The organism is Paraburkholderia sp. IW21 (assembly GCF_041321145.1).
In the GTDB taxonomy this organism is placed as follows: Bacteria; Pseudomonadota; Gammaproteobacteria; order Burkholderiales; family Burkholderiaceae; genus Paraburkholderia.
Genome location: NZ_JBGGWA010000012.1, coordinates 16631 through 35141, shown reverse-complemented (window position 1 = coordinate 35141; position 18511 = coordinate 16631). Strand labels below are relative to the sequence as shown.

The 18511-nt window shown below is 64.3% G+C and carries 20 protein-coding genes; 14 read left to right on the top strand and 6 right to left on the bottom strand.

Features of this window, described 5'->3' with window-relative positions; translation table 11 throughout:
- Nucleotides 1-100: 100 nt before the first annotated feature.
- From ACAX43_RS25455 to ACAX43_RS25435, 5 genes are all read left to right on the top strand, one after another.
- On the top strand, nucleotides 101-1252 hold the full coding sequence (locus ACAX43_RS25455; RefSeq protein WP_370711329.1) for a hypothetical protein: 1152 nt from the start codon (nucleotides 101-103) through the stop codon (nucleotides 1250-1252).
- Nucleotides 1253-1318: 66 nt separating this feature from the next.
- Nucleotides 1319-2614, top strand: a complete 1296-nt coding sequence (gene efeB, locus ACAX43_RS25450) for an iron uptake transporter deferrochelatase/peroxidase subunit (protein ID WP_370711170.1) — start codon at nucleotides 1319-1321, stop codon at nucleotides 2612-2614.
- Between the two features lie 65 nt (nucleotides 2615-2679).
- On the top strand, nucleotides 2680-3711 hold the full coding sequence (locus ACAX43_RS25445; RefSeq protein WP_370711169.1) for an iron ABC transporter substrate-binding protein: 1032 nt from the start codon (nucleotides 2680-2682) through the stop codon (nucleotides 3709-3711).
- Nucleotides 3712-5316 (top strand): ABC transporter permease, encoded by a 1605-nt coding sequence (locus ACAX43_RS25440; RefSeq protein WP_370711168.1) that lies wholly within the window; start codon nucleotides 3712-3714, stop codon nucleotides 5314-5316.
- Nucleotides 5317-5344: 28 nt separating this feature from the next.
- Nucleotides 5345-6403 carry an ABC transporter ATP-binding protein gene (locus ACAX43_RS25435; RefSeq protein WP_370711167.1) on the top strand — a complete coding sequence of 353 codons (1059 nt, stop codon included), beginning with the start codon at nucleotides 5345-5347 and terminating at the stop codon, nucleotides 6401-6403.
- On the opposite strand, the gene ACAX43_RS25430 is transcribed toward ACAX43_RS25435, so the two are convergent.
- Nucleotides 6400-7278 (bottom strand): LysR substrate-binding domain-containing protein, encoded by an 879-nt coding sequence (locus tag ACAX43_RS25430; RefSeq protein ID WP_370711166.1) that lies wholly within the window; start codon nucleotides 7276-7278, stop codon nucleotides 6400-6402. The genes ACAX43_RS25435 and ACAX43_RS25430 overlap by 4 nt on opposite strands.
- 101 nt (nucleotides 7279-7379) lie before the next feature.
- Between ACAX43_RS25430 and ACAX43_RS25425 the strand changes: the two genes are divergently transcribed.
- The gene (locus ACAX43_RS25425; protein ID WP_370711165.1) at nucleotides 7380-8300 is read left to right on the top strand and encodes a DMT family transporter; all 921 of its coding nucleotides are present in this window, start codon (nucleotides 7380-7382) and stop codon (nucleotides 8298-8300) included.
- A gap of 99 nt (nucleotides 8301-8399) precedes the next feature.
- Here the strand turns inward: ACAX43_RS25425 and ACAX43_RS25420 are convergent, their stop codons facing one another.
- The 3 genes from ACAX43_RS25420 to ACAX43_RS25410 all read right to left on the bottom strand — a co-directional run bounded on the left by ACAX43_RS25420 (nucleotide 8400) and on the right by ACAX43_RS25410 (nucleotide 10518).
- The gene (locus tag ACAX43_RS25420; RefSeq protein ID WP_370711328.1) at nucleotides 8400-8651 is read right to left on the bottom strand and encodes a Txe/YoeB family addiction module toxin; all 252 of its coding nucleotides are present in this window, start codon (nucleotides 8649-8651) and stop codon (nucleotides 8400-8402) included.
- Nucleotides 8652-8661: 10 nt separating this feature from the next.
- Entirely contained in the window at nucleotides 8662-8955 is a 294-nt protein-coding gene (locus ACAX43_RS25415; protein WP_370711164.1) for a type II toxin-antitoxin system Phd/YefM family antitoxin, read from the bottom strand.
- A 264-nt stretch (nucleotides 8956-9219) separates the two neighbouring features.
- Nucleotides 9220-10518, bottom strand: a complete 1299-nt coding sequence (locus ACAX43_RS25410) for an MFS transporter (protein ID WP_370711327.1) — start codon at nucleotides 10516-10518, stop codon at nucleotides 9220-9222.
- 190 nt (nucleotides 10519-10708) lie between these two features.
- On the opposite strand from ACAX43_RS25410, the gene ACAX43_RS25405 reads away from it, so the two are divergent.
- The 8 genes from ACAX43_RS25405 to mdcH are packed head-to-tail and all read left to right on the top strand — an operon-like array spanning nucleotide 10709 to nucleotide 17793.
- A complete protein-coding gene (locus ACAX43_RS25405) occupies nucleotides 10709-11482 on the top strand; it encodes a GntR family transcriptional regulator (protein WP_370711163.1) in 774 nt (257 codons plus the stop codon).
- An 8-nt stretch (nucleotides 11483-11490) separates the two neighbouring features.
- Entirely contained in the window at nucleotides 11491-13152 is a 1662-nt protein-coding gene (mdcA, locus tag ACAX43_RS25400) for a malonate decarboxylase subunit alpha (protein WP_370711162.1), read from the top strand.
- Between the two features lie 2 nt (nucleotides 13153-13154).
- Nucleotides 13155-14183, top strand: coding sequence for a triphosphoribosyl-dephospho-CoA synthase (locus tag ACAX43_RS25395; RefSeq protein WP_370711161.1), 1029 nt, complete (start codon nucleotides 13155-13157; stop codon nucleotides 14181-14183).
- Nucleotides 14171-14485 carry a malonate decarboxylase subunit delta gene (locus ACAX43_RS25390; RefSeq protein WP_370711160.1) on the top strand — a complete coding sequence of 105 codons (315 nt, stop codon included), beginning with the start codon at nucleotides 14171-14173 and terminating at the stop codon, nucleotides 14483-14485. The genes ACAX43_RS25395 and ACAX43_RS25390 overlap by 13 nt, the downstream gene beginning before the upstream one ends.
- Nucleotides 14482-15357 (top strand): biotin-independent malonate decarboxylase subunit beta, encoded by an 876-nt coding sequence (locus ACAX43_RS25385; protein ID WP_370711159.1) that lies wholly within the window; start codon nucleotides 14482-14484, stop codon nucleotides 15355-15357. The genes ACAX43_RS25390 and ACAX43_RS25385 overlap by 4 nt, the downstream gene beginning before the upstream one ends.
- Nucleotides 15354-16169 carry a biotin-independent malonate decarboxylase subunit gamma gene (mdcE, locus tag ACAX43_RS25380; RefSeq protein WP_370711158.1) on the top strand — a complete coding sequence of 272 codons (816 nt, stop codon included), beginning with the start codon at nucleotides 15354-15356 and terminating at the stop codon, nucleotides 16167-16169. Before ACAX43_RS25385 ends, mdcE begins: the two co-directional genes overlap by 4 nt.
- Complete coding sequence (locus tag ACAX43_RS25375) at nucleotides 16169-16861, top strand: malonate decarboxylase holo-ACP synthase (RefSeq protein ID WP_370711326.1); 693 nt, start codon at nucleotides 16169-16171, stop codon at nucleotides 16859-16861. Before mdcE ends, ACAX43_RS25375 begins: the two co-directional genes overlap by 1 nt.
- Nucleotides 16861-17793 (top strand): malonate decarboxylase subunit epsilon, encoded by a 933-nt coding sequence (gene mdcH, locus ACAX43_RS25370; protein ID WP_370711157.1) that lies wholly within the window; start codon nucleotides 16861-16863, stop codon nucleotides 17791-17793. Before ACAX43_RS25375 ends, mdcH begins: the two co-directional genes overlap by 1 nt.
- A gap of 39 nt (nucleotides 17794-17832) precedes the next feature.
- Here mdcH and ACAX43_RS25365 read toward each other — a convergent pair whose 3' ends face one another.
- Both ACAX43_RS25365 and ACAX43_RS25360 read right to left on the bottom strand, forming a co-directional pair.
- Nucleotides 17833-18153, bottom strand: coding sequence for a type II toxin-antitoxin system PemK/MazF family toxin (locus tag ACAX43_RS25365; protein ID WP_370711156.1), 321 nt, complete (start codon nucleotides 18151-18153; stop codon nucleotides 17833-17835).
- Nucleotides 18147-18395 (bottom strand): AbrB/MazE/SpoVT family DNA-binding domain-containing protein, encoded by a 249-nt coding sequence (locus tag ACAX43_RS25360; RefSeq protein WP_370711155.1) that lies wholly within the window; start codon nucleotides 18393-18395, stop codon nucleotides 18147-18149. The genes ACAX43_RS25365 and ACAX43_RS25360 overlap by 7 nt, the downstream gene beginning before the upstream one ends.
- Between the last annotated feature and the right edge of the window lie 116 nt (nucleotides 18396-18511).

The window sequence follows — 18511 nt, the reverse complement described above, 5'->3', positions numbered from 1 at the left end:
CATTCCACACGCGAATTCGCCCGCTCTAGCCAAATCGAATCCCATGCTTTCGATCATGACCGCAATCACCACTTTGTGCGCAGGCACGACAGGCTCACTCGTGAACAATCCCACGCGCCTTAGTTCGCCGCGCGCCGCGCGGGCCCTGATCGCCGCCACCGTCAGCGCCGCTGCGTTCGCGACGGCCGGCATCGCGCACGCCGAGCCGCAAGGTTTCCTCGAAACCGTCAAGCATCACACCACGCTGATCAACACCGTGCCGGAGAACGGCGACCAGAACCCCTACGCGGTCGTGGTCGCGCCGGTCACGGCCGGTACCGTCAAACAGGGCGACGTGCTGGTCGGCAACTTCAATAACTCGACGAATCTGCAAGGCACCGGCAGCACGATCATCAACTATCACCCGGACACCCGGCAGATGACGGTGTTCGCCACGGTGCCGCGCGATCTGAAGGAATGCCCGGGTGGCATCGGCCTGTCGACCGCGATGACAATGCTCAAGTCGGGCTACGTGATCGTCGGCAGCACGCCGAGCAACGACGGCACCACCGGCACCAAGGGCGCCGGCTGCCTGATCGTGATCGATCCGAACGGCAAGGTCGCCTCGACCATTAGCAGCCCGAACATCAACGATCCGTGGGGCAACATGGCGGTCGTCGACCACGGCACGAGCGCGACGCTGTTCGTCAGCAACGCGGGGTTCGGCGTGGGCGGTGCGGACGGCAATCCGCCGGTGTTCAAGCAGGCCACCGTGCTGCGTCTGGACCTCGACGTGCCTACGGGCAAGCCGCCGGTCGTGAGGAAGGAAACCGTGATCGCCAGCGGCTTCGGCGCGCAGGCCGACAAGGGTGTGTTCCTCGTCGGTCCGACCGGCCTTGCGCTGTCGGGCGATCAGAAACTGCTGTACGTGTCCGATGCAATCGGCAACCGCGTCACCGAAATCGATGATCCGATGACGCGCGACAGCAGCGCAGGCGTGGGCCGCCAGCTGACCGCCGACGGCCTGCTGCATCGTCCGCTTGCGATGGTCACCGCGCCCAATGGCCACCTGCTCGTCACCAACGCGCTGAACGGCCAGATCGTCGAAATCGATCCGGCCAGCGGCAAGCAACTCTACGCACGCTGGATCGACACCGACAAGGCGCAATCGCCTCCGGGCAACGGCGACCTGTTCGGGCTTGCGATGACGCCGGAAGGTGACGGTTTCTACTACGTGCAGGATGACGTGAACACACTCGTGCTGGCGAAGTAAAGCGAAGCGAACCCGCACGCGGATGCCCACGCCGCCCATTCAAGGCCAAACGAAGGCGAAGTAATCATGGCAAACGATCACCCCCCGCGGCCCTCACGGCGCGGCTTTCTCAAGACGGGCGGCGCAGCGGTAGCGGCCGGCGCGAGCCTCGGTGCGGGTCTGGGTACACCCCAGGCCGCGCTCGCCAGAACGCCGGCGCACCATGCCGATCCGCAGATGGCGATCGAGCCGTTCTACGGCTTGCATCAAGGCGGCATCGTCACGCCGCAGCAGAGTCACACGTACGTTGCCGCGCTCGATCTGACGACCGGCAAACGCGACGACGTCATCGGCCTGCTGCGCGCCTGGACCGATGCCGCAGCACGCCTCACGCAAGGCGGCACCGCCGCGCCCTTGCCCGCTGGCGACGACAAGGCCGCCCCCGATTCCGGCGACGTGCTCGGTCTCGGCCCGTGCGGCCTGACGATCACGTTCGGCTTCGGCCCTAGCCTCTTCACGCATGAAGGCAAGGACCGCTACGGGCTGGCCTCGCGCCGCCCTGCCGCGCTCGTCGATCTGCCGCGCTTCAACGGCGACCAGCTGATCGCCGGGAAGACCGGCGGCGACCTGTTCATCCAGGCCTGCGCGAACGATCAGCAAGTCGCTTTCCACGCGGTGCGGCAACTGTCGCGCCTCGGCTACGGCGTCACGACGATGCGTTGGGGCCAGTCCGGCTTCCTGTCGGGTCCGCGCGGTCAGACACCGCGCAATCTGATGGGCTTCAAGGACGGCACCAACAATCCGTCGACCGCGAAACCGCAGTTGATGAACGAATTCGTCTGGGCCGGCGCCAGCGCCGACGCGCCGTGGATGGAAGGGGGCACCTACACGGTGGTGCGGCGCATCCGCATCACGCTTGAACACTGGGACAACACCGAAATGGGTTTCCAGGAGCAGGTATTCGGCCGTCACAAATACAGCGGCGCGCCGATCGGCAAAAAGAACGAATTCGACGCCGTGGACCTGAAGGAAGAGGACAAGGACGGCAATCCGGTGATTCCGGAGAACTCGCACGTGCGTCTGTCGAATCAGGCGAGCAACAACGGGGCGCAGATTCTGCGCCGCTCGTACTCGTACAACGACGGCACGAACTTCTACATCGAGCGCTGGCCGCCATGGCGTCAGGAAACCGAGTACGACGCGGGTCTCATCTTCATCGCCCATCAGGGCGACCCGCGCACCGGCTTCATTCCGATCAACGACAAGCTCGCGAAGTTCGACATGATGAACCAGTTCACGACGCACGTCGGCAGCGCCGTGTTCGCCGTGCCGCCGGGCGCGAAGCCGGGTTCGTACATCGGCGCGGGGCTGTTCGAGACGTAATGCAAGCCGCGAAGCACGCGGCACACCACAGATCAACGACAACATCATTAACGGATTTTAGGATCATGGCTCATTCCTGGTTTGTCACCCGCCTGCGTCTGCTTGGCAGCGCAGCCGCGCTCACGCTCACGGCCTTCGCAACGGTGCCCTCGGCGGCGCACGCTGCATCGATCACGCTATACAGCGCGCAGCACCAGCAGGTCGTCAACCTGCTGGCTAAAGACTTCGAAAAAGAGTCGGGCATTTCGGTGAAGATCCGCAGCGGCGAAGGCCCGGCGATGGCCGCGCAACTCGTCGCGGAAGGCACGGCCACGCCCGCTGATGTGTACTTCACGGAAAACTCGCCCGAGTTGATGCTGCTCGAAGAGAAAGGCCTGCTGAGCAAAGTGAACAGCTCGACACTCGCCACCGTGCCGGCCCGCTTCAATTCGCCGAGCGGCGCATGGGTCGGCGTGACCGCGCGTGAAAGCGTGCTGGCCTACAACACAGCCAAGGTCCAGGCATCGCAACTGCCGCAATCGCTGTTCGACCTCGTCAAGCCGGAGTGGAAAGGCAAGGTCGGCATTGCACCGAGCGACAGCGACTTCCTGCCGCTCGTGAGCGCCGTGCTCGCGCTGAAAGGCGAAGCGCAAACCGTGCAATGGCTCAAGGGCCTGAAGGCCAACGCGCAGATTTTCGACGACGACGAAGGCGTGATCGCGGCAGTAAACCGCGGCGGCGTCGCAACCGGTCTGATCAACAACTACTATTGGGCCCGTCTGCATGCCGAGATCGGCGATGCGAAAACCCGCAGCGCGATCTACCACTTCGGCAATGGCGACGCCGGCGCGTTAGTCAACGTGTCGGGGGCGGCGGTGCTGAAGTCTGCGCACAACGCGGACGGTGCGCAGAAGTTTCTCGCCTATCTGGTCAGCGAACGCGCGCAGAAGCTGATGGCGAACAGCCACATCGAGTTCGAATATCCGCTGCACGCAGGCGTCGCGCCGGACCCGATTCTCAAGCCCTTCACTGAGTTGAACCCGCCGGCGCTGACCATCCAGCAACTCGGCGACGACAGCCAGGCCGGCAAACTCCTGCGCCAGGCAGGCTTGCTGTAAATGAGCGACGCCGTGTCAGCCGGCCCTCCGGCTGTACCCCCCGGCCCGGTGCGCGCCCGTTCGCGCGCGCCGCGCGGTTTGTTTGCGGCAGCAGCACTCAGCGCTTTGCTGGTGCTGCTGCCGATTGCGTTTACGTTCTGGCGCGCGGCGAGCTTTGGTATCGGCGAAGCGGTCGATCTGATCTTCCGGCCGCTGGTCGGCGAATTGCTGGTCAATACGCTGCTGATCACGGTATCGACCACGCTTGTCTGTGCTCTCGTCGGCACGGCGGCGGCATGGTTTGTCGAACGCACGCATTTGCCGGGGCGCCGTATATGGGCCGTGCTCACCGCCGCGCCGCTCGCGATGCCGGCGTTCATTTCGAGCTACGCCTGGGTCTCGCTGAGTCTGGATTTGCAGGACTTCAACGGCGCGTTGCTCGTGCTGAGTTCCGCGTATTTCCCGCTCGTCTACTTGCCGGTGGCAGCGGCGTTGCGCAGCATGGACCCGGCGCTCGAAGAAAGCGCACGCGCGCTCGGCTGCAACCGTTGGACCACCTTCATTCGCGTGGTGCTGCCGCAACTGCGCCCCGCGCTGCTCGGCGGCATGCTGCTGGTGGCGCTCGGCGTGCTGTCCGAATTCGGCGCATTTACGCTGCTGCGCTTTCGTACGTTCACCACGCAAATCTACGCGGAATACCGCACCAGTTTCGATGGCGGCGGCGCTTCGCTGCTCGCGTGCCTGCTGATCGTGATCTGCCTGATCGTGCTGGCGTTCGAGTTTCGTGTGCGCGGCGCGGCGCGTTATGAACGCGTCGATCGCGGGACACGGCGCGCGGTATTGCGCTATGACCTCGGTATGTGGCGTTGGATCGTCGTGGCCGGTTTCGCCGCGCTGGCAATCGCAACGCTCGGCGTGCCGCTTGGCATGATCGGCTACTGGCTCACGCAACCGGGCGCGGCCGCCGTCACGCCCGCCGATGTATCGCCCGAACTGCTGTTCAACGCAACGATCTCATCGCTCGGCTTCGGCCTCGCCGCCGCGGTGCTGACCACGCTCCTGGTCGTGCCGCTCGCGTTCCTGCTGGTGCGCTATCCGACGCGTTTCGCCACGCTGTTCGAGCGCACCGTGTTTCTCGCGCAAGGCATTCCGGGGCTCGTGATCGCGCTGGCGATCGTGTCGCTTGCGGTGCACGCGCTGCAACCGCTTTATCAAAGCGCGACGCTGCTGGTAATCGCCTACGCGATGCTGTTCATGCCGGTTGCGCTGGTGAGCGTGCGCGCCGCCTTCATGCAGGCCCAGCCGCGCCTCGAAGAGACCGCGCGCGCGCTCGGCCTGACCTGGTCGCAGACCCTGTTTCGCGTGGTATTGCCGCTGGCGGGCCCCGGACTCGGCGCGGCGGCGGCGATGGTGTTCATCTCGGTCGTCACGGAACTGAACGCGACGCTGCTGCTCTCCCCCATCGACACGCAGACGCTCGCGACACAAGTCTGGGCCGATACTTCGACGATGGCGTTCGCTGCCGCCGCGCCTTATGCGGCGCTGCTCACCGGCATTTCGCTATTCGCCTCCGGTCTCCTGTTCGCGCTGCTCGGCAAATCGGCGCTGCTCGGCGAACGCAGCTGACGCGGCGCGCCTTTTCCATCGGATTTTCATGAGCGACCTTCGTATACGCGGACTGCAGAAATCGTTCGACGGCCATCCGGTGCTGCACGGCATCGACCTCTCCGTCGAGCGCGGCACGCTGCTCGCGCTGCTCGGACCGTCCGGCAGCGGCAAGACCACCTTGCTGCGCCTGTTATGCGGCTTCGAACGCGCGGATAGCGGCAGCGTCGAAATCGACGGCCGCCGCGTGGCCGGCGACAACCTGCATGTGCCGTCCGAACAGCGCCGTATCGGTTATGTGCCGCAGGAGGGGGCGCTGTTTCCGCATCTGTCGGTGGCGGACAATATCGTGTTCGGCTTGCCTCGGACGCAGCGTCGCGCGCGTCATCGGGTGGCCGAATTGCTGGAGCTGGTCGGCTTACCGGCGAACTTCGGCGAGCGTGCGCCGCAGCAGTTGTCGGGCGGTCAGCAGCAGCGGGTGGCGGTGGCTCGCGCGCTCGCGCCGTCGCCCACTTTGGTGATGCTCGACGAGCCGTTCTCGTCGCTCGACGCGGCTTTGCGGCTCGAAACGCGACAAGCCGTGGCCAGCGCGTTGGCCGCAACCGGTGCGACTGCGGTGCTGGTAACGCACGATCAATCGGAAGCCCTGTCGCTCGGCCATGAAGTCGCTGTGCTGTGGAACGGCAGGCTGATCCAGACCGCGACGCCGGAGACGCTTTATCGACGGCCAGTGACGCGTGAGCTGGCATCGTTTGTCGGCGAGGCGGTGTTGTTGCCGGGTGTGGTCAGGCAGGATCGCGTGAGTTGCGAGCTCGGTGAATTGCCGTTGTGTGCGCCGATGGGTAATGGCGCGGTCGATGTGATGGTGAGGCCTGAGCAAATCCGTCTGCTACGTGCCGAAGAAGCGATGCCGAATGGCATGGCGTCCCATGACGCCGTCGTGCAGGAAGTGATCTTTCAGGGGCAGGACGCAGGCGTCGCGCTGCAGTTGCAGTCCGATGCACGGACGGTGGTGCGCGCTCGGGTGCCCGGGTATCTGTCGCCGCGGCCGGGGGAACACGTGCGGCTCGCGGTGGATGGCACGGTGACGGCTTATCCGCGGAGTTAAGCGGCCCCACGGGTCTGCGTGCGCAGCGACAAATCCTGCACCATCTGCGCGGCCAGATAATCACAGGTCGGCCGGTCCGATTTGGCACTGCGCGCCACCACGATTTCCAGCGGCGCGATCTTCGGCAAACCTTGCGCTTCGCCGAGAATCGCCAGCCGCGCCGGCACGCTGCAACGCGTGAGCGCGATCACTGAAAGCCCCGCATCCACGGTCGCCACCAGACCCATCAGGCTCGCACTGCTAAACGCAGCCCGATAACGGATGCGCGCACCGTCCAGCGCAGCCAGCGTATGCTGGCGCGCGACACATCCCGGCTCATAGAGCCCGACCGGCAAAGGCGACGCCGCCAGCACCGGCGTATCCACCGACGCCCCCACCCACACCATCGGCTCACTGCGCACGAATTCGCCGCGCAATTTTTTGTCGCGCGTGACGAAGGCCAGATCGATCTTGTTATCGGCCAGCATCGGCGCGAGCGACGTGCTCTGCGCGCAGACGATCTCGATCTCCACGTGCGGATACAGGTTCGAAAAGCGCCGCAATACCGGCGACAGCAATGACGACACGTAATCGTCCGGTGCGCCGAGCACCACGCGCCCGGTCACCTCGGGGCGCACGATCGCCGACCATGCCTCCTCATGCAGCGCCAGCACGCGCCGCGCGTATTCCAGCAGCGTGTTGCCGGGCCGCGTGAGCGACAGATTGCGCGTATTGCGGGCAAACAGCGTGGTGCCGAGCATGGTTTCGAGCCGCTTGATCTGCATGCTGACCGCCGCCTGCGACCGGTGCACGGTTGCCGACGCTTTCGTGAAGCTGCCCGTTTCCACCACCGCAACGAAGGTGCGCAGCAAATCGACGTCGAATTCGGGGTGCATGATTCATCAATTCGGCTTATGGAATTACTCAATTTAATTCGTTTGTCGGTGACACGCAAGCGGCGCAATACTGAAGGCTTCATTGTTCGGAGCCGTTTCGCATGTCCCTCACCCAACGTCGACAAGGCGCAATTACGCTGGCCAGCGGCGGCCTTTTGATGGGCACGATCGGCATCTTCGTCGAGGAAGCGCGACTCGGCGCGCTGACGCTGGTGTTCTTTCGCTGCCTGTTTGGTTTCCTCTCGCTCGCCGCGTATTGCGCGTGGAAGGGGTTTTTCACGCGAGCGCATTTCACGCGGCGCACGGTCGTACTGGCGCTGATTTCCGGCGTGCTGATGGTCACGCAGTGGGTCGGCTTCTTCGATGCGATTCACCGCACCAGCATTGCGGTAGCGACGGTGGTGTTTCATGTGCAGCCGTTCTGGGTCGTGCTGATGGGCGCAGCCCTGTTCAATGAGCGCCTCGGCGTCGACCGGCTCGGCTGGATCGCAACCGCGTTCGTCGGACTCGTGCTCGCGTCGGGCGTCGCGTCCACCGGGAATCTGCAGGGGCATGCGAGCTATCTGATCGGCATCGGTGAAGCGTTGGTTGGATCGGTGCTGTATGCGAGCGTCACGCTGATCGCCAAAGGGCTCGGCGATTTGCGGCCGCATTTGCTGACGCTCGCGCAATGCGCGGTCGGTGTGGTGTGCCTGCCATTCATCGCGCCACTCACTGCCGCGCATATCGGACCGATGCAGTGGTTCTGGCTGGTGGGCATGGGCGTGCTGCATACGGGGCTGTCGTATGTGCTGATCTACGGCGCGCTGCCGAAACTGACCACGCCGATCATCGCCGTGCTGCTGTTCGTCTATCCGCTGACAGCGATCGTGGTCGATGCCGTCGTGTATGGGCGGGCGCTGTCGGTGCCGCAACTCGCGGGGATGGGACTGATCGTAGTGGCGAGTCTGGGCGTCAATCTCGGCTGGCCGCTGCTTTCGTTACTGCGTCCTCGTGGGCAGGCGCGGCATCACATTGAATAAGCGTTAGGCGCACGGGCCTGGGTGAGGGGTTTCGGCTTCGCGCGCCCGGTGGCTTTTCAAGCGTCGAATGAAAAACCGGGCGCTGTGCCCGGTTCTCTTTCAGTCGTCATAGTGGAAGCGGCAGGCAATCACGTAGATCTTGCCGTCCCGCGGCATATAAACGAGACGATCGGAATGCGTAATACGGCGTGACCAGAATCCACTCAAGCTGCCGACCAGCGCCTCCGGTTTTCCGGTGCCGTTATACGGATCACGCCGGCACTCCTCAAGCAACGTATTGATCTTGCGCAGCACTTTGCGATCAGCGTTCTGCCAGTGCAGGTAATCATCCCAGGCATCGTCGGTGAACATAAAAACACTGTCAGCCTTGACGGCCTCCTCGTTTCGGCTTTTCTGTTGGTTCATCGGTTTGCAGTTCACGCGCAACCGCACTGCCGGCATTCATTTGAGCAATAGACCTGGCGAGCCGCTGGGCGTTCTTCGACGAACTCAACAGATACAAGGTCTCCTGCATCGCATTGAAGTCTTCGAGCGAAACCATGACCACGTTCTCGCCACCCTGCCGGGTTATCAGCATAGGCGTGTGATCGCGGCAGACGTCGTCCATCGCTTGCTTAAAGCCGGCACGCGCCTCGCTATAAGTAAGGACATTCATTCGCTTTCTCGACTTGAGGGGGTGCCCTCCAGTCGCTCCTGTCAAAAAATTAGAGATGGTTCCCACCACCGAACGGGATGCCTAGCCGCGCAGCAGTGGCCAGTTGGACCAAGGGCGGAAATACAAGCCATTGGGAGCCGCGCAATCATTGTACAGTTATCGGTACAATTCAGCAAACCGGATACGGCGCGGGAACACGTCGTCTAATGGAGAGAAAGCATGCCCGCTCGCGCCCGCGCCCGCCACTCAGCCAAACGGCCAACCTCACTGCGGCAACACCTCTCCCTTCGTCTCCGGCGCAAACGGAATCACGAACAAACCCACGATAAATGCAAGCGCCGTCAACGCGACCGGCAAGCCCAGCGTATGCATATGCAACACAGCCGCGCCGAGCAAAAAATTGACGCCCGCGCCGACAAACCGCCCGAACGACGTGCAGAACGCAAACGCCGTCGCCCGTACGCGGGTCTCGAACTGCTCCGGCAGCCACAAGCTGAACAACGCGAAATTGCCGCCGAAGAAGCCCAACACGAAGAGCCATGCAATGAACGGCGCCAATCCATTCGGCAGATAGAAGGCCCACCCGAAACTGCCGACAATCGCCACCGCCATACCGATGAAGTAAATCGCCAGCGTCTTCTTGCGGCCGATGCGCTCAGCCAGCGGCGGCAACGCCAGACAGCCGAGAATCGTCGCAATCGACAACAAGCCGGTCGCAAGCGACGCCGTCCTGATCGCATCGTTCTTCGCCATGCCGGCCTTCGTCGCCAGTTGAATCACCGCAGAAGGCTCATACACCGCGCCCGCCCACAAACCGACGATCGCGATCGTCAGCAGAATGCACGCGACCCATGTCCGACGCCGATACGCCGGCCCGAGGATTTCGCGCAGCGGTTTGACGTGCACGGTGCCCGCTTCCGCCTTCTGCCACTTCTCCGACTCCTTCACGCGCAGCAACACCAGAATCGCGACCACCACCGGCACCGCGCCGGTCAGGAACATCGCGCGCCAGCCGTAATGCACGCCGATCGTGTAATTGAGCGCGGCAGCGAGGAAGAACCCGGCGTAATAGCCTGTTTGCAGATAACCCGCGCCCATCTTGCGGCGATCTTCCGGCCACGCTTCGGCGACGTACGTTCCCGCCAAGGCCCACTCGCCGCCGATCCCCACCCCGGCAATGAAACGATAGATGGCGAGCTCCCACACGTTGTGCGAGGTTGCGGCAAGTCCCGTGAAAATGGCGAACGTGAAGATCGTGCCGGCCAGCACCTTGGTACGGCCGAAGCGGTCGGCAAGCGGCCCCCAGATGAACGACAGCCCCCAGCCGACCAGGAACAGCGCGAACAGAATCGAGCCGGCGAGGCCGACATTCGCGGGCGTCGCCGCGTAGCCCGAACGCGGCAACAGCTCAGTCAAGGCCGGCGTCAACACGAGCGCGTAGATGAACGAGTCCATCCCGTCGAGCGTCCAGCCGGCCCACGCTCCCCAAAAACCTGCGATCTGCGAACGATTGAGCGGCGTGCGGCGCCGCACGACCGACGTGCGGTCGGTTAGTGAATTCATCATGCTCCTCCGGCCCTGCGGTTGGCGTACGTGGCGTACATAAAAGGGAACGACGAGATCGCGCGCTTGATACTTGAGCGATGTGCCTCGTATAACCATGAGAGACACCGCAGGCGGCCGGCAATGGTGGAAAACTTTCCGGGTTTGCCCGCCTGTAAAACGCATCTTTTTATATATAATATTTGATCCTATGAGCGACGCAACAGATGGTTTTCCCCTGGACGCCCCGGCGCGCAGCCCGCTTCTCCCCGCGGCGGCGCCGCGTGAGAGCACGTCCCACGTGATCGCGGAGGCGCTGCGCGCGGCGATCGTCGACGGCACGCTGGCGCCTGGCGCGCCGCTGCGGCAGGACGCGATCGCGCGGCATTTCTCGGTCAGCGCAATTCCCGTGCGCGAGGCTTTGCGGCAGCTCGAAAGCGAGGGCTGGGCCAAGGCCGCCGTGCATAAAGGCGCGACCGTCGCGCCTTTATCGGCGGATGAAGCCCGCGAAATCTACGAGATTCGCTCCGCGCTGGAGAGCCTCGCCATCGGCCTCGCGATTCCGAATCACACCGCCGTCACGCTGCGCGAATCCGCCAGCCTGTGCCGCGCCGCCGAACGCGAGGCGGACCCGTCTCTGTATGTCGCGCGCAATGTCGCGTTTCATATGAGCCTGTATGCGCCTGCCGCCCGTCCGCAACTCGAGGACATGATCGGCACGCTGCATCGGCGTGGCGAACGGTATTTGCGGCTGAAGTTCGGCTTGCCGTCGTACAAAGGCGAATCCGACGAAGAACACGCCGCCTTGCTGGACGCCGTGCAACGCCGCGATATTCCAGCGGCACAGGCGCTGGTCGTCGCGCATCTGCTCGGCACCGGCGACCTGCTCCATCATTTCCTCACTGACCGCGCGCAGGCCGAAGCCGCGCTTGCGAATCAACCCAAGCCGCGCGCCAGACGCGCGCGCATCACCACCGGGAGCTGAATCCGCCGATGAACCGACCCGCCGAAGCGTCACCCGCCCCACGTTCATGGACCACGCGCCGCGACGAGAAGAACCGTCGCCTCGCGGCCATTGCACCGTGGCTGGAAGACGGCGTCCTGCCGACCCACCGCATCGTCGATGCGCTCGAAACGCTGATTCGACCTGGCGACCGCGTCGCGCTCGAAGGCGACAACCAGAAGCAGGCCGACTTCCTGTCGCGCTCGCTCGCCAAAGTCGATCCGCAAAAAATTCACGACGTGCATCTGCTGATTTCGAGCATCGGCCGGCCTGAGCATCTGACGCTGTTCGAGCGCGGTATCGCGCACAAGGTCGATTTCTCGTTCGCGGGGCCGCAGAGTTTGCGCGTCGCGCAATTGCTCGAAGACGGTCATCTGGAAATCGGCGCGATCTACACGTACGTCGAGTTGTACGCGCGGATGTTCGTCGATCTGACGCCGCACGTCGCGCTGCTGTGCGCGGAGAAGGCCGACCGTCACGGCAATCTGTACACCGGCCCGAACACCGAGGACACGCCCACCATCGCCGAAGCCGCCGCGTTCCGGCACGGCATCGTGATCGTGCAGGTCAACGAGATCGTCGATGAACTGCCGCGCGTGGATATCCCCGGTTCGTGGGTCGACGTGGTCGTGCAGGCGGATAGGCCCTTCGCTGTCGAGCCTTTGTTCACGCGCGACCCGCGTCATATCGGCGACTTGCAGGTGCTCACCGCGATGATGGTGATTCGCGGCATCTATGAACCGTATGGCGTGACGTCGCTGAATCACGGCATCGGTTTCGATACCGCGGCGATCGAACTGCTCTTGCCCACCTACGGCGAATCACTTGGCCTGAAGGGCAAAATCTGCCGCAACTGGACGCTCAATCCGCATCCCACGATGATCCCGGCGATCGAATCGGGCTGGGTCGACAGCATCCATTGCTTCGGCAGCGAAGTCGGCATGGAAGCGTATATCGAAGCGCGCCCCGACGTGTTTTTCACCGGCAACGACGGCAGCCTCCGCTCGAATCGCGTGCTGTGCCAGTTGGCCGGCCAGTACGGCGTCGATCTGTTTATCGGTTCGACCTTGCAGATCGACGCGGACGCGAATTCATCGACGGTGACGCGTGGCCGTCTTGCCGGCTTCGGCGGTGCGCCGAACATGGGCCACGATCCGCGTGGCCGGCGTCATTCGAGCGAGGCGTGGCTCAAGCTGCTGAAGGATCAAGGGCCGGTTTCGCGCGGACACAAGCTGGTCGTGCAATTGGTCGAGACGTACAAGAAAGGCGGCGAGCCGACCTTCGTCGATGAACTCGATGCGGTCGCGGTCGGCGCGAAAAGCGGCATGCCGATCGCCCCCGTGATGATCTATGGCGACGACGTGAGCCACGTCGTCACCGAAGAGGGTATCGCGCACCTGCACAAAGCCGAAGGCATCGAGGAACGGCGCGCGGCGCTGGCCGCCGTGGCCGGCGTGACGCCGATCGGGCTGCGCGCCAAGCCGGAGAAGACGGCCGAGTTGCGCCGCCGCGGCATCGTCGCGTATCCGGAAGATCTCGGCATTCGACGCGGCGAAGCGAAGCGTTCGTTGCTGGCCGCACGCAGCATCGACGATCTGGTGACGTGGTCGGGCGGCTTGTACGCGCCGCCGGCGCGCTTCAGGAGCTGGTGACGATGGGCTCGCGCGACGCTTTGCTCGAACCCGCGGTCGAAGGCGCACCGCAGCAGAAGATGGAAGATGAACTCGCCGCCCTGCGCTGGCCCGTTGCGCCCGCGCGCCACCCAGGCACGGCGGTGCATGGGGCGCGCACGGCAAACCGCGCTGCGGTGGTGGGGCAGACAGGACTGTCCGATGCGCAGCTCGCGCGCTACGCCGTGACCGCGCTGATCGAAGAAGCGCAACTCACGCCGAAACCCGCGTTGGTCGACCGCCGCGGCAGCGGTGCGCATCGCGACCTCGATCTCGCCACCATGCTGCGCTCGGCACATGCGCTCGAGCCGACGTTCGCGGCGCTCGCGCGCGCGGCGCGGCGGCGAGGTGAACCCTCCGCGCTGTTACGTGCCGAACTCGCGCAAATTGGCCGCGCCGGTGAGCAGGACATGCTGCACGCCACCGGCGGCAGCAACGCGCATCGCGGCGCGATCTGGATCGTCGGCTTGCTGGTGGCGGGTGCGTCGATACCGAATGGCGCCGCGCGTCTGAGCGCGTCGCACGTCTCTACACTCGCTGCCCAGATTGCCTGCTTCCCGGACCGCTTCGCCGCGTCCTCCGATAGCCACGGCGAACGCGCGCGGCAGCGTTACCAGGTGGGTGGCGCGCGCCGCGAAGCGCAAGACGGTTTCCCGCATGTCATCGGTATCGGCCTGCCCGCGTTGCTCGCAGCGCGAGCCGGCCGAGTCGACGAAAACGCCGCGCGCATCGACGCCCTGCTCTCGATCATGGTTTCGCTCGACGACACCTGTCTATTGCATCGCGCGGGTTTGCCCGGTTTGCACGCCGCTCAACAAGGCGCGCGCCGCGTGCTGGAAGCCGGCGGGAGTTCCACGCCGGACGGGCACGCCGCCCTCGCCGCGCTCGAACACGAATTGCTGTCGCTCAATGCCTCGCCTGGCGGCGCAGCCGATCTGCTCGCCGCCACCCTCTTTCTCGACAAGCTGGCGCATCACGACGCTGGCGGGAGTTCAGTCTTATGGAACATCTGACCTTCGACTATCCGGCGCAACGCGCTGTCACGACCCGCGCGCACGTCGGCGTGGTCGGTTCGGGCGATCTGGAAGTGCTGCTGTCACCGGCCGATAACGCCAGCGCGCTGACCGCGCACGTGGTCGTGCGCACCAGCGTCGACGGCTACAGTCACATCTGGAAAAGCGTGCTCGACCGCTTCTTCACCCGCTACGATGGCGCAGCACAAATCGAAATCAACGACTTCGGCGCGACACCCGGCGTCGTGGCGCTGCGGCTCGCGGAGGCCATTGAAGCGGCGGAACAAGGAGACGACGCATGAATACCGTCGCTACCACCCGTCCCGCGCCGATGCTGCGCGAGAGTTTCATCGAACTGCCCGCACGTGAGCGCGCCCGTACGCTGCTGGACCCGGGCACCTTCCGCGAACTGCTCGGACCGTTCGACAAGATCGAGTCCCCGTGGCTGCCGCTGCAAGGCGTCGTCTGCCAGGCGGATGACGGCTGCGTGATCGCGCGCGGCACCATCGACGGCGAGCCTGCCGTGGTCGCCGCGATCGAGTCCGCGTTCCAGGGCGGCAGCATCGGCGAAGTGTCGGGCAGCAAGATCGCCGCGGCACTCGAAATGGCGCTGCGCGACTGCGAACGCGGCAAGATCGTGCGCCCTGTCGTGCTGTTCGAAACCGGTGGCGTGCGGCTTCAGGAAGCCAATCTCGGTCTTGCGGTGATCGCCGAGATTCAGGCCGCGATCGTCGCGTTGCGCCGGCATGTGCCGGTGGTCGGCGTGATCGCGGGGATGGTCGGCTGCTTCGGCGGCATGTCGCTGGCGGCGGCGCTGTGCTCGTATCTGGTCATGACGAAGCAAGGGCGGCTCGGCATGAACGGCCCCGAAGTGATCGAACAGGAAGCCGGCATCGAAGAACTCGATGCGAGCGATAGGCGCCGCGTGTGGCAATTGATCGGCGGCGAGCAACGAGCGGCGACCGCACTCGCCGACCGGTTGGTCGACGACGACGCTAACGCAGTGCACGCCGCAGTGCGCTCAGCATTCACGCAAGGACGGCCGGATGCGCACCGCAGCGCACAGGTCGACGCGTTTCTGCACCGCCTCGCGCAAATCGACCCGGCCCGCGTCACGCCGGAAACGATGCGTGACGTGTATAACCCGCATGTCCCCGGTAAGGAGCAGGTATGAGCGACACCCACCTCAGCCGCGGCGCGCGCTGGTTCCATGCGCTGGCCGGTGAACCATCCGGCAAGGCGCCCGTATGGAGCGGCGATGCACCGCTCGGCGACGAGATCGCGCGTTTCATCGCGGTGGTTCCCGATCCCGACAACCGCTTTCCGCGCGCGACCGATAACGTCGTCGGTCTCGAGCAAGGCTGGCAGCTTGCACGCGCTGTACGCGAGGCCATCGCCCAGGACGAAACGAGCGGCACGCCTCGCCCGATCGTCGCGATCGTCGATGTGAAAAGTCAGGCCTATGGCTTTCGTGAAGAGATGCTCGGCATTCACCTCGCCTGCGCTGCGGCGGTCGATGCGTACGCATCGGCGCGTGACGCCGGGCATCCGGTGATCGCGCTGATCGTCGGACCGGCCATGTCGGGCGCCTTCCTCGCGCACGGCTATCAGGCCAACCGGATCGTCGCGCTCGACGCGCCCGGCACGATGGTCCATGCAATGGGCAAGGAAGCGGCGGCACGCGTCACGCGGCGCACCGTCGAAGCCCTCGACGCGCTCGGCGAAACCATCGTGCCGATGTCGTACTCGATGGCGTCGTTCGCCAAACTCGGCCTGCTCGACCAGTTGATCGAAGGCGTCGATGCGGATGCGCCGGATGCCGCGCAAATCGAGCACGTGTGTCAGGTGTTGGCCGAGCAGATCCGTAGCGCGCGCGACGGTCGCCGCGATCTGTCGCATCGTCTGGAATCGGCGGCGGCTCGAGAGAACCGTGCGGCGTCGATCGAAGTGCGGCGGCGCCTCGCCGAACAATGGGATGCCGCGTGATGCAGGTCTGCGCAGCGCCGCCGTTTGCAGCCGATCACGCGTTGTCGTGCGATGCGCGGTGGCGGCCGCATGATCTGCTGCGCTTGCACTGCTTGCCGCAGTTCGACGGGGAACCGGCATGGGTTCGCGACGCTTTCGAACGCGCGCCGTATGCGGTTGTGAGACGCGCGCTGGCCGCCGAAGGCTTCGTTGCGATCGGCCTGCGCGGTATGGAGCGAGCGCAACGCTACGGCACGTGGGTGCATGTAGACGACATCGAGACCGCTACGCCGCCAGACGCTTTAGCGCGACGCAACCCTCTTGCGGAGCGCAACGCATTGCCCGCTTTCGTGGGACTGGCTGAATTGCAACGCGACACATCCGGCGCGTTGAGTGGATTCGTTTGGGGACCGACCGGCAGCGCAGGCTTCGAACTGGCAACACAGGTGCCCACGGTCACTGCGGCGAGCGATCTCGACCTGCTGATTCGCACGCCGCAAAAACTCTCGCGCGATACCGCCCTTCAGTTGCTGAACCCTCTGCAGGCGCTCGCGCAACGCGTCGGCATTCGTGTGGACGCGCAACTGGAAACGCCCGCAGGCGGCGTTGCGCTGGCTGAATGGGCAGCGGGCAAAGCACGCGTGATGGCGCGCCACGCTCGCGGCCCGCAGTTGATTGCCGATCCGTGGGCGCCCGCTCACGGCGATGCCTGATGCTGGCCCTTCTGTTTCCTGGTCAAGGCGCGCAAACAGACGGTTTCCTGCACCGTCTGCCGGAGCACCAGGCCGTGCGCGACACGCTCGAAGAAGCGTCTCAGGTACTCGGCATCGATGTCCTGACACTCGACACCCCCCACGCGCTGCACTCCACCGTCGCTGTGCAGATCGGCCTGACCGTCGCGGGCGCGGCCATCACACGCGCACTTGCCGAGGAACGACTCACGCCTGAGATCAGTGCGGGTTTGTCGGTGGGGGCGTATGCCGCGGCGATCAGTTGTGGCGCGGTTCGGTTTGGCGACGCATTAAAGATGGTTCGTAAGCGTGCCGAGCTAATGGAGACGGCGTACCCGTCGGGCTACGGTCTCGCGGCTGTGTCGGGGCTGACTGAACACCAACTGGAAACGCTTGCCGCGCAACACGCTGATGCGGGCGAGCAGCACGTCTATATCGGCAATGTGAATGCGCCACGTCAGATCGTCATGGCGGGTGCGAACGCCGCGCTGGACACATTTATAGAGCGCGCACTAGCGGCAGGTGCTCGCAAGGCCACTCGCCTCGCCGTAAGCGTGCCGTCGCATTGCGAACTGCTTGCGCATGCAACAGACGAACTGGTTGCGTACGCGCAGGATGTGCCTTTTCATGCGCCCCAAAGCATCTACATCGGCAATCGCGGCGGCCGGCCTTTGTACACGGCTCAAGCTATTCGCGACGATCTCGCGACCAATATGTGCTACACCGTGCGTTGGTACGATGCGCTTACAGTCATGCAGGAAATGGGCGCACACGTACTGATCGAAGCGCCACCGGGCCAGGTACTAACGGACATTGCTCGCGAGAACTTTCCGGACACCACCGCGTTTGCCGCGAGCAGCTTTTCGTTCGACAGACTCGTGGCGACTACCCGACGGCGCCTCGAGACAGACTGAGCGAACTACGCCGCCAGTCGGCCGACGCACGCATCATCTTCACTCGACGAAGATTTCCTGCAGCGTAGACAACGCATTCGACAGTGCCGTATCCGACACCGAGCCGGCGCGCTTCACAAGCCGCGTCTTGTCTACCGTGCGAATCTGGTCGAGCAGGATCAAACCCTTCTTGCGCAAGAAAGTGAGCGGAACGCGAAAAGGTGCTGCACGGCCGGCAGTGGTCATCGGCGCGACGATCACCGTGCGCAGGTGATCGTGCAATTCGGGCGGCGAAACAACAACGCAAGGACGCGTTTTCTGAATCTCGCTGCCAACGGTGGGGTCCAGCGCGACGAGCCAGACTTCGCCGCGCGCTACCACTCGAGCTCCGCGTCATCGGCATTGGGAAATTCACCCATGACCAGCGCGTCGTCTTTGGACGCCGCCAACGAACGGCTTGCATCGGCCCATCCCACACGCGCCTTTTTCTGCGGACGCCGTATTACGAGCGTGTTTCCTTCCACTTGCATATCCACTTCATCCTCCAGCCCAAGTTGGGTCAAGATCGGTTTCGGAATCAGTACGCCATGGGAGTTACCCATTCTGCGGATAGTCGTTTTCATGGCTGCACCTGAACTGGAATCCTAAGCGGTTGAACCTGGAAAGTAAACACAATGTTAGTACATTGTAGCACGGCAAATGGCATAGGACGAATGACGTATTTGTTGCGCTTTTACGC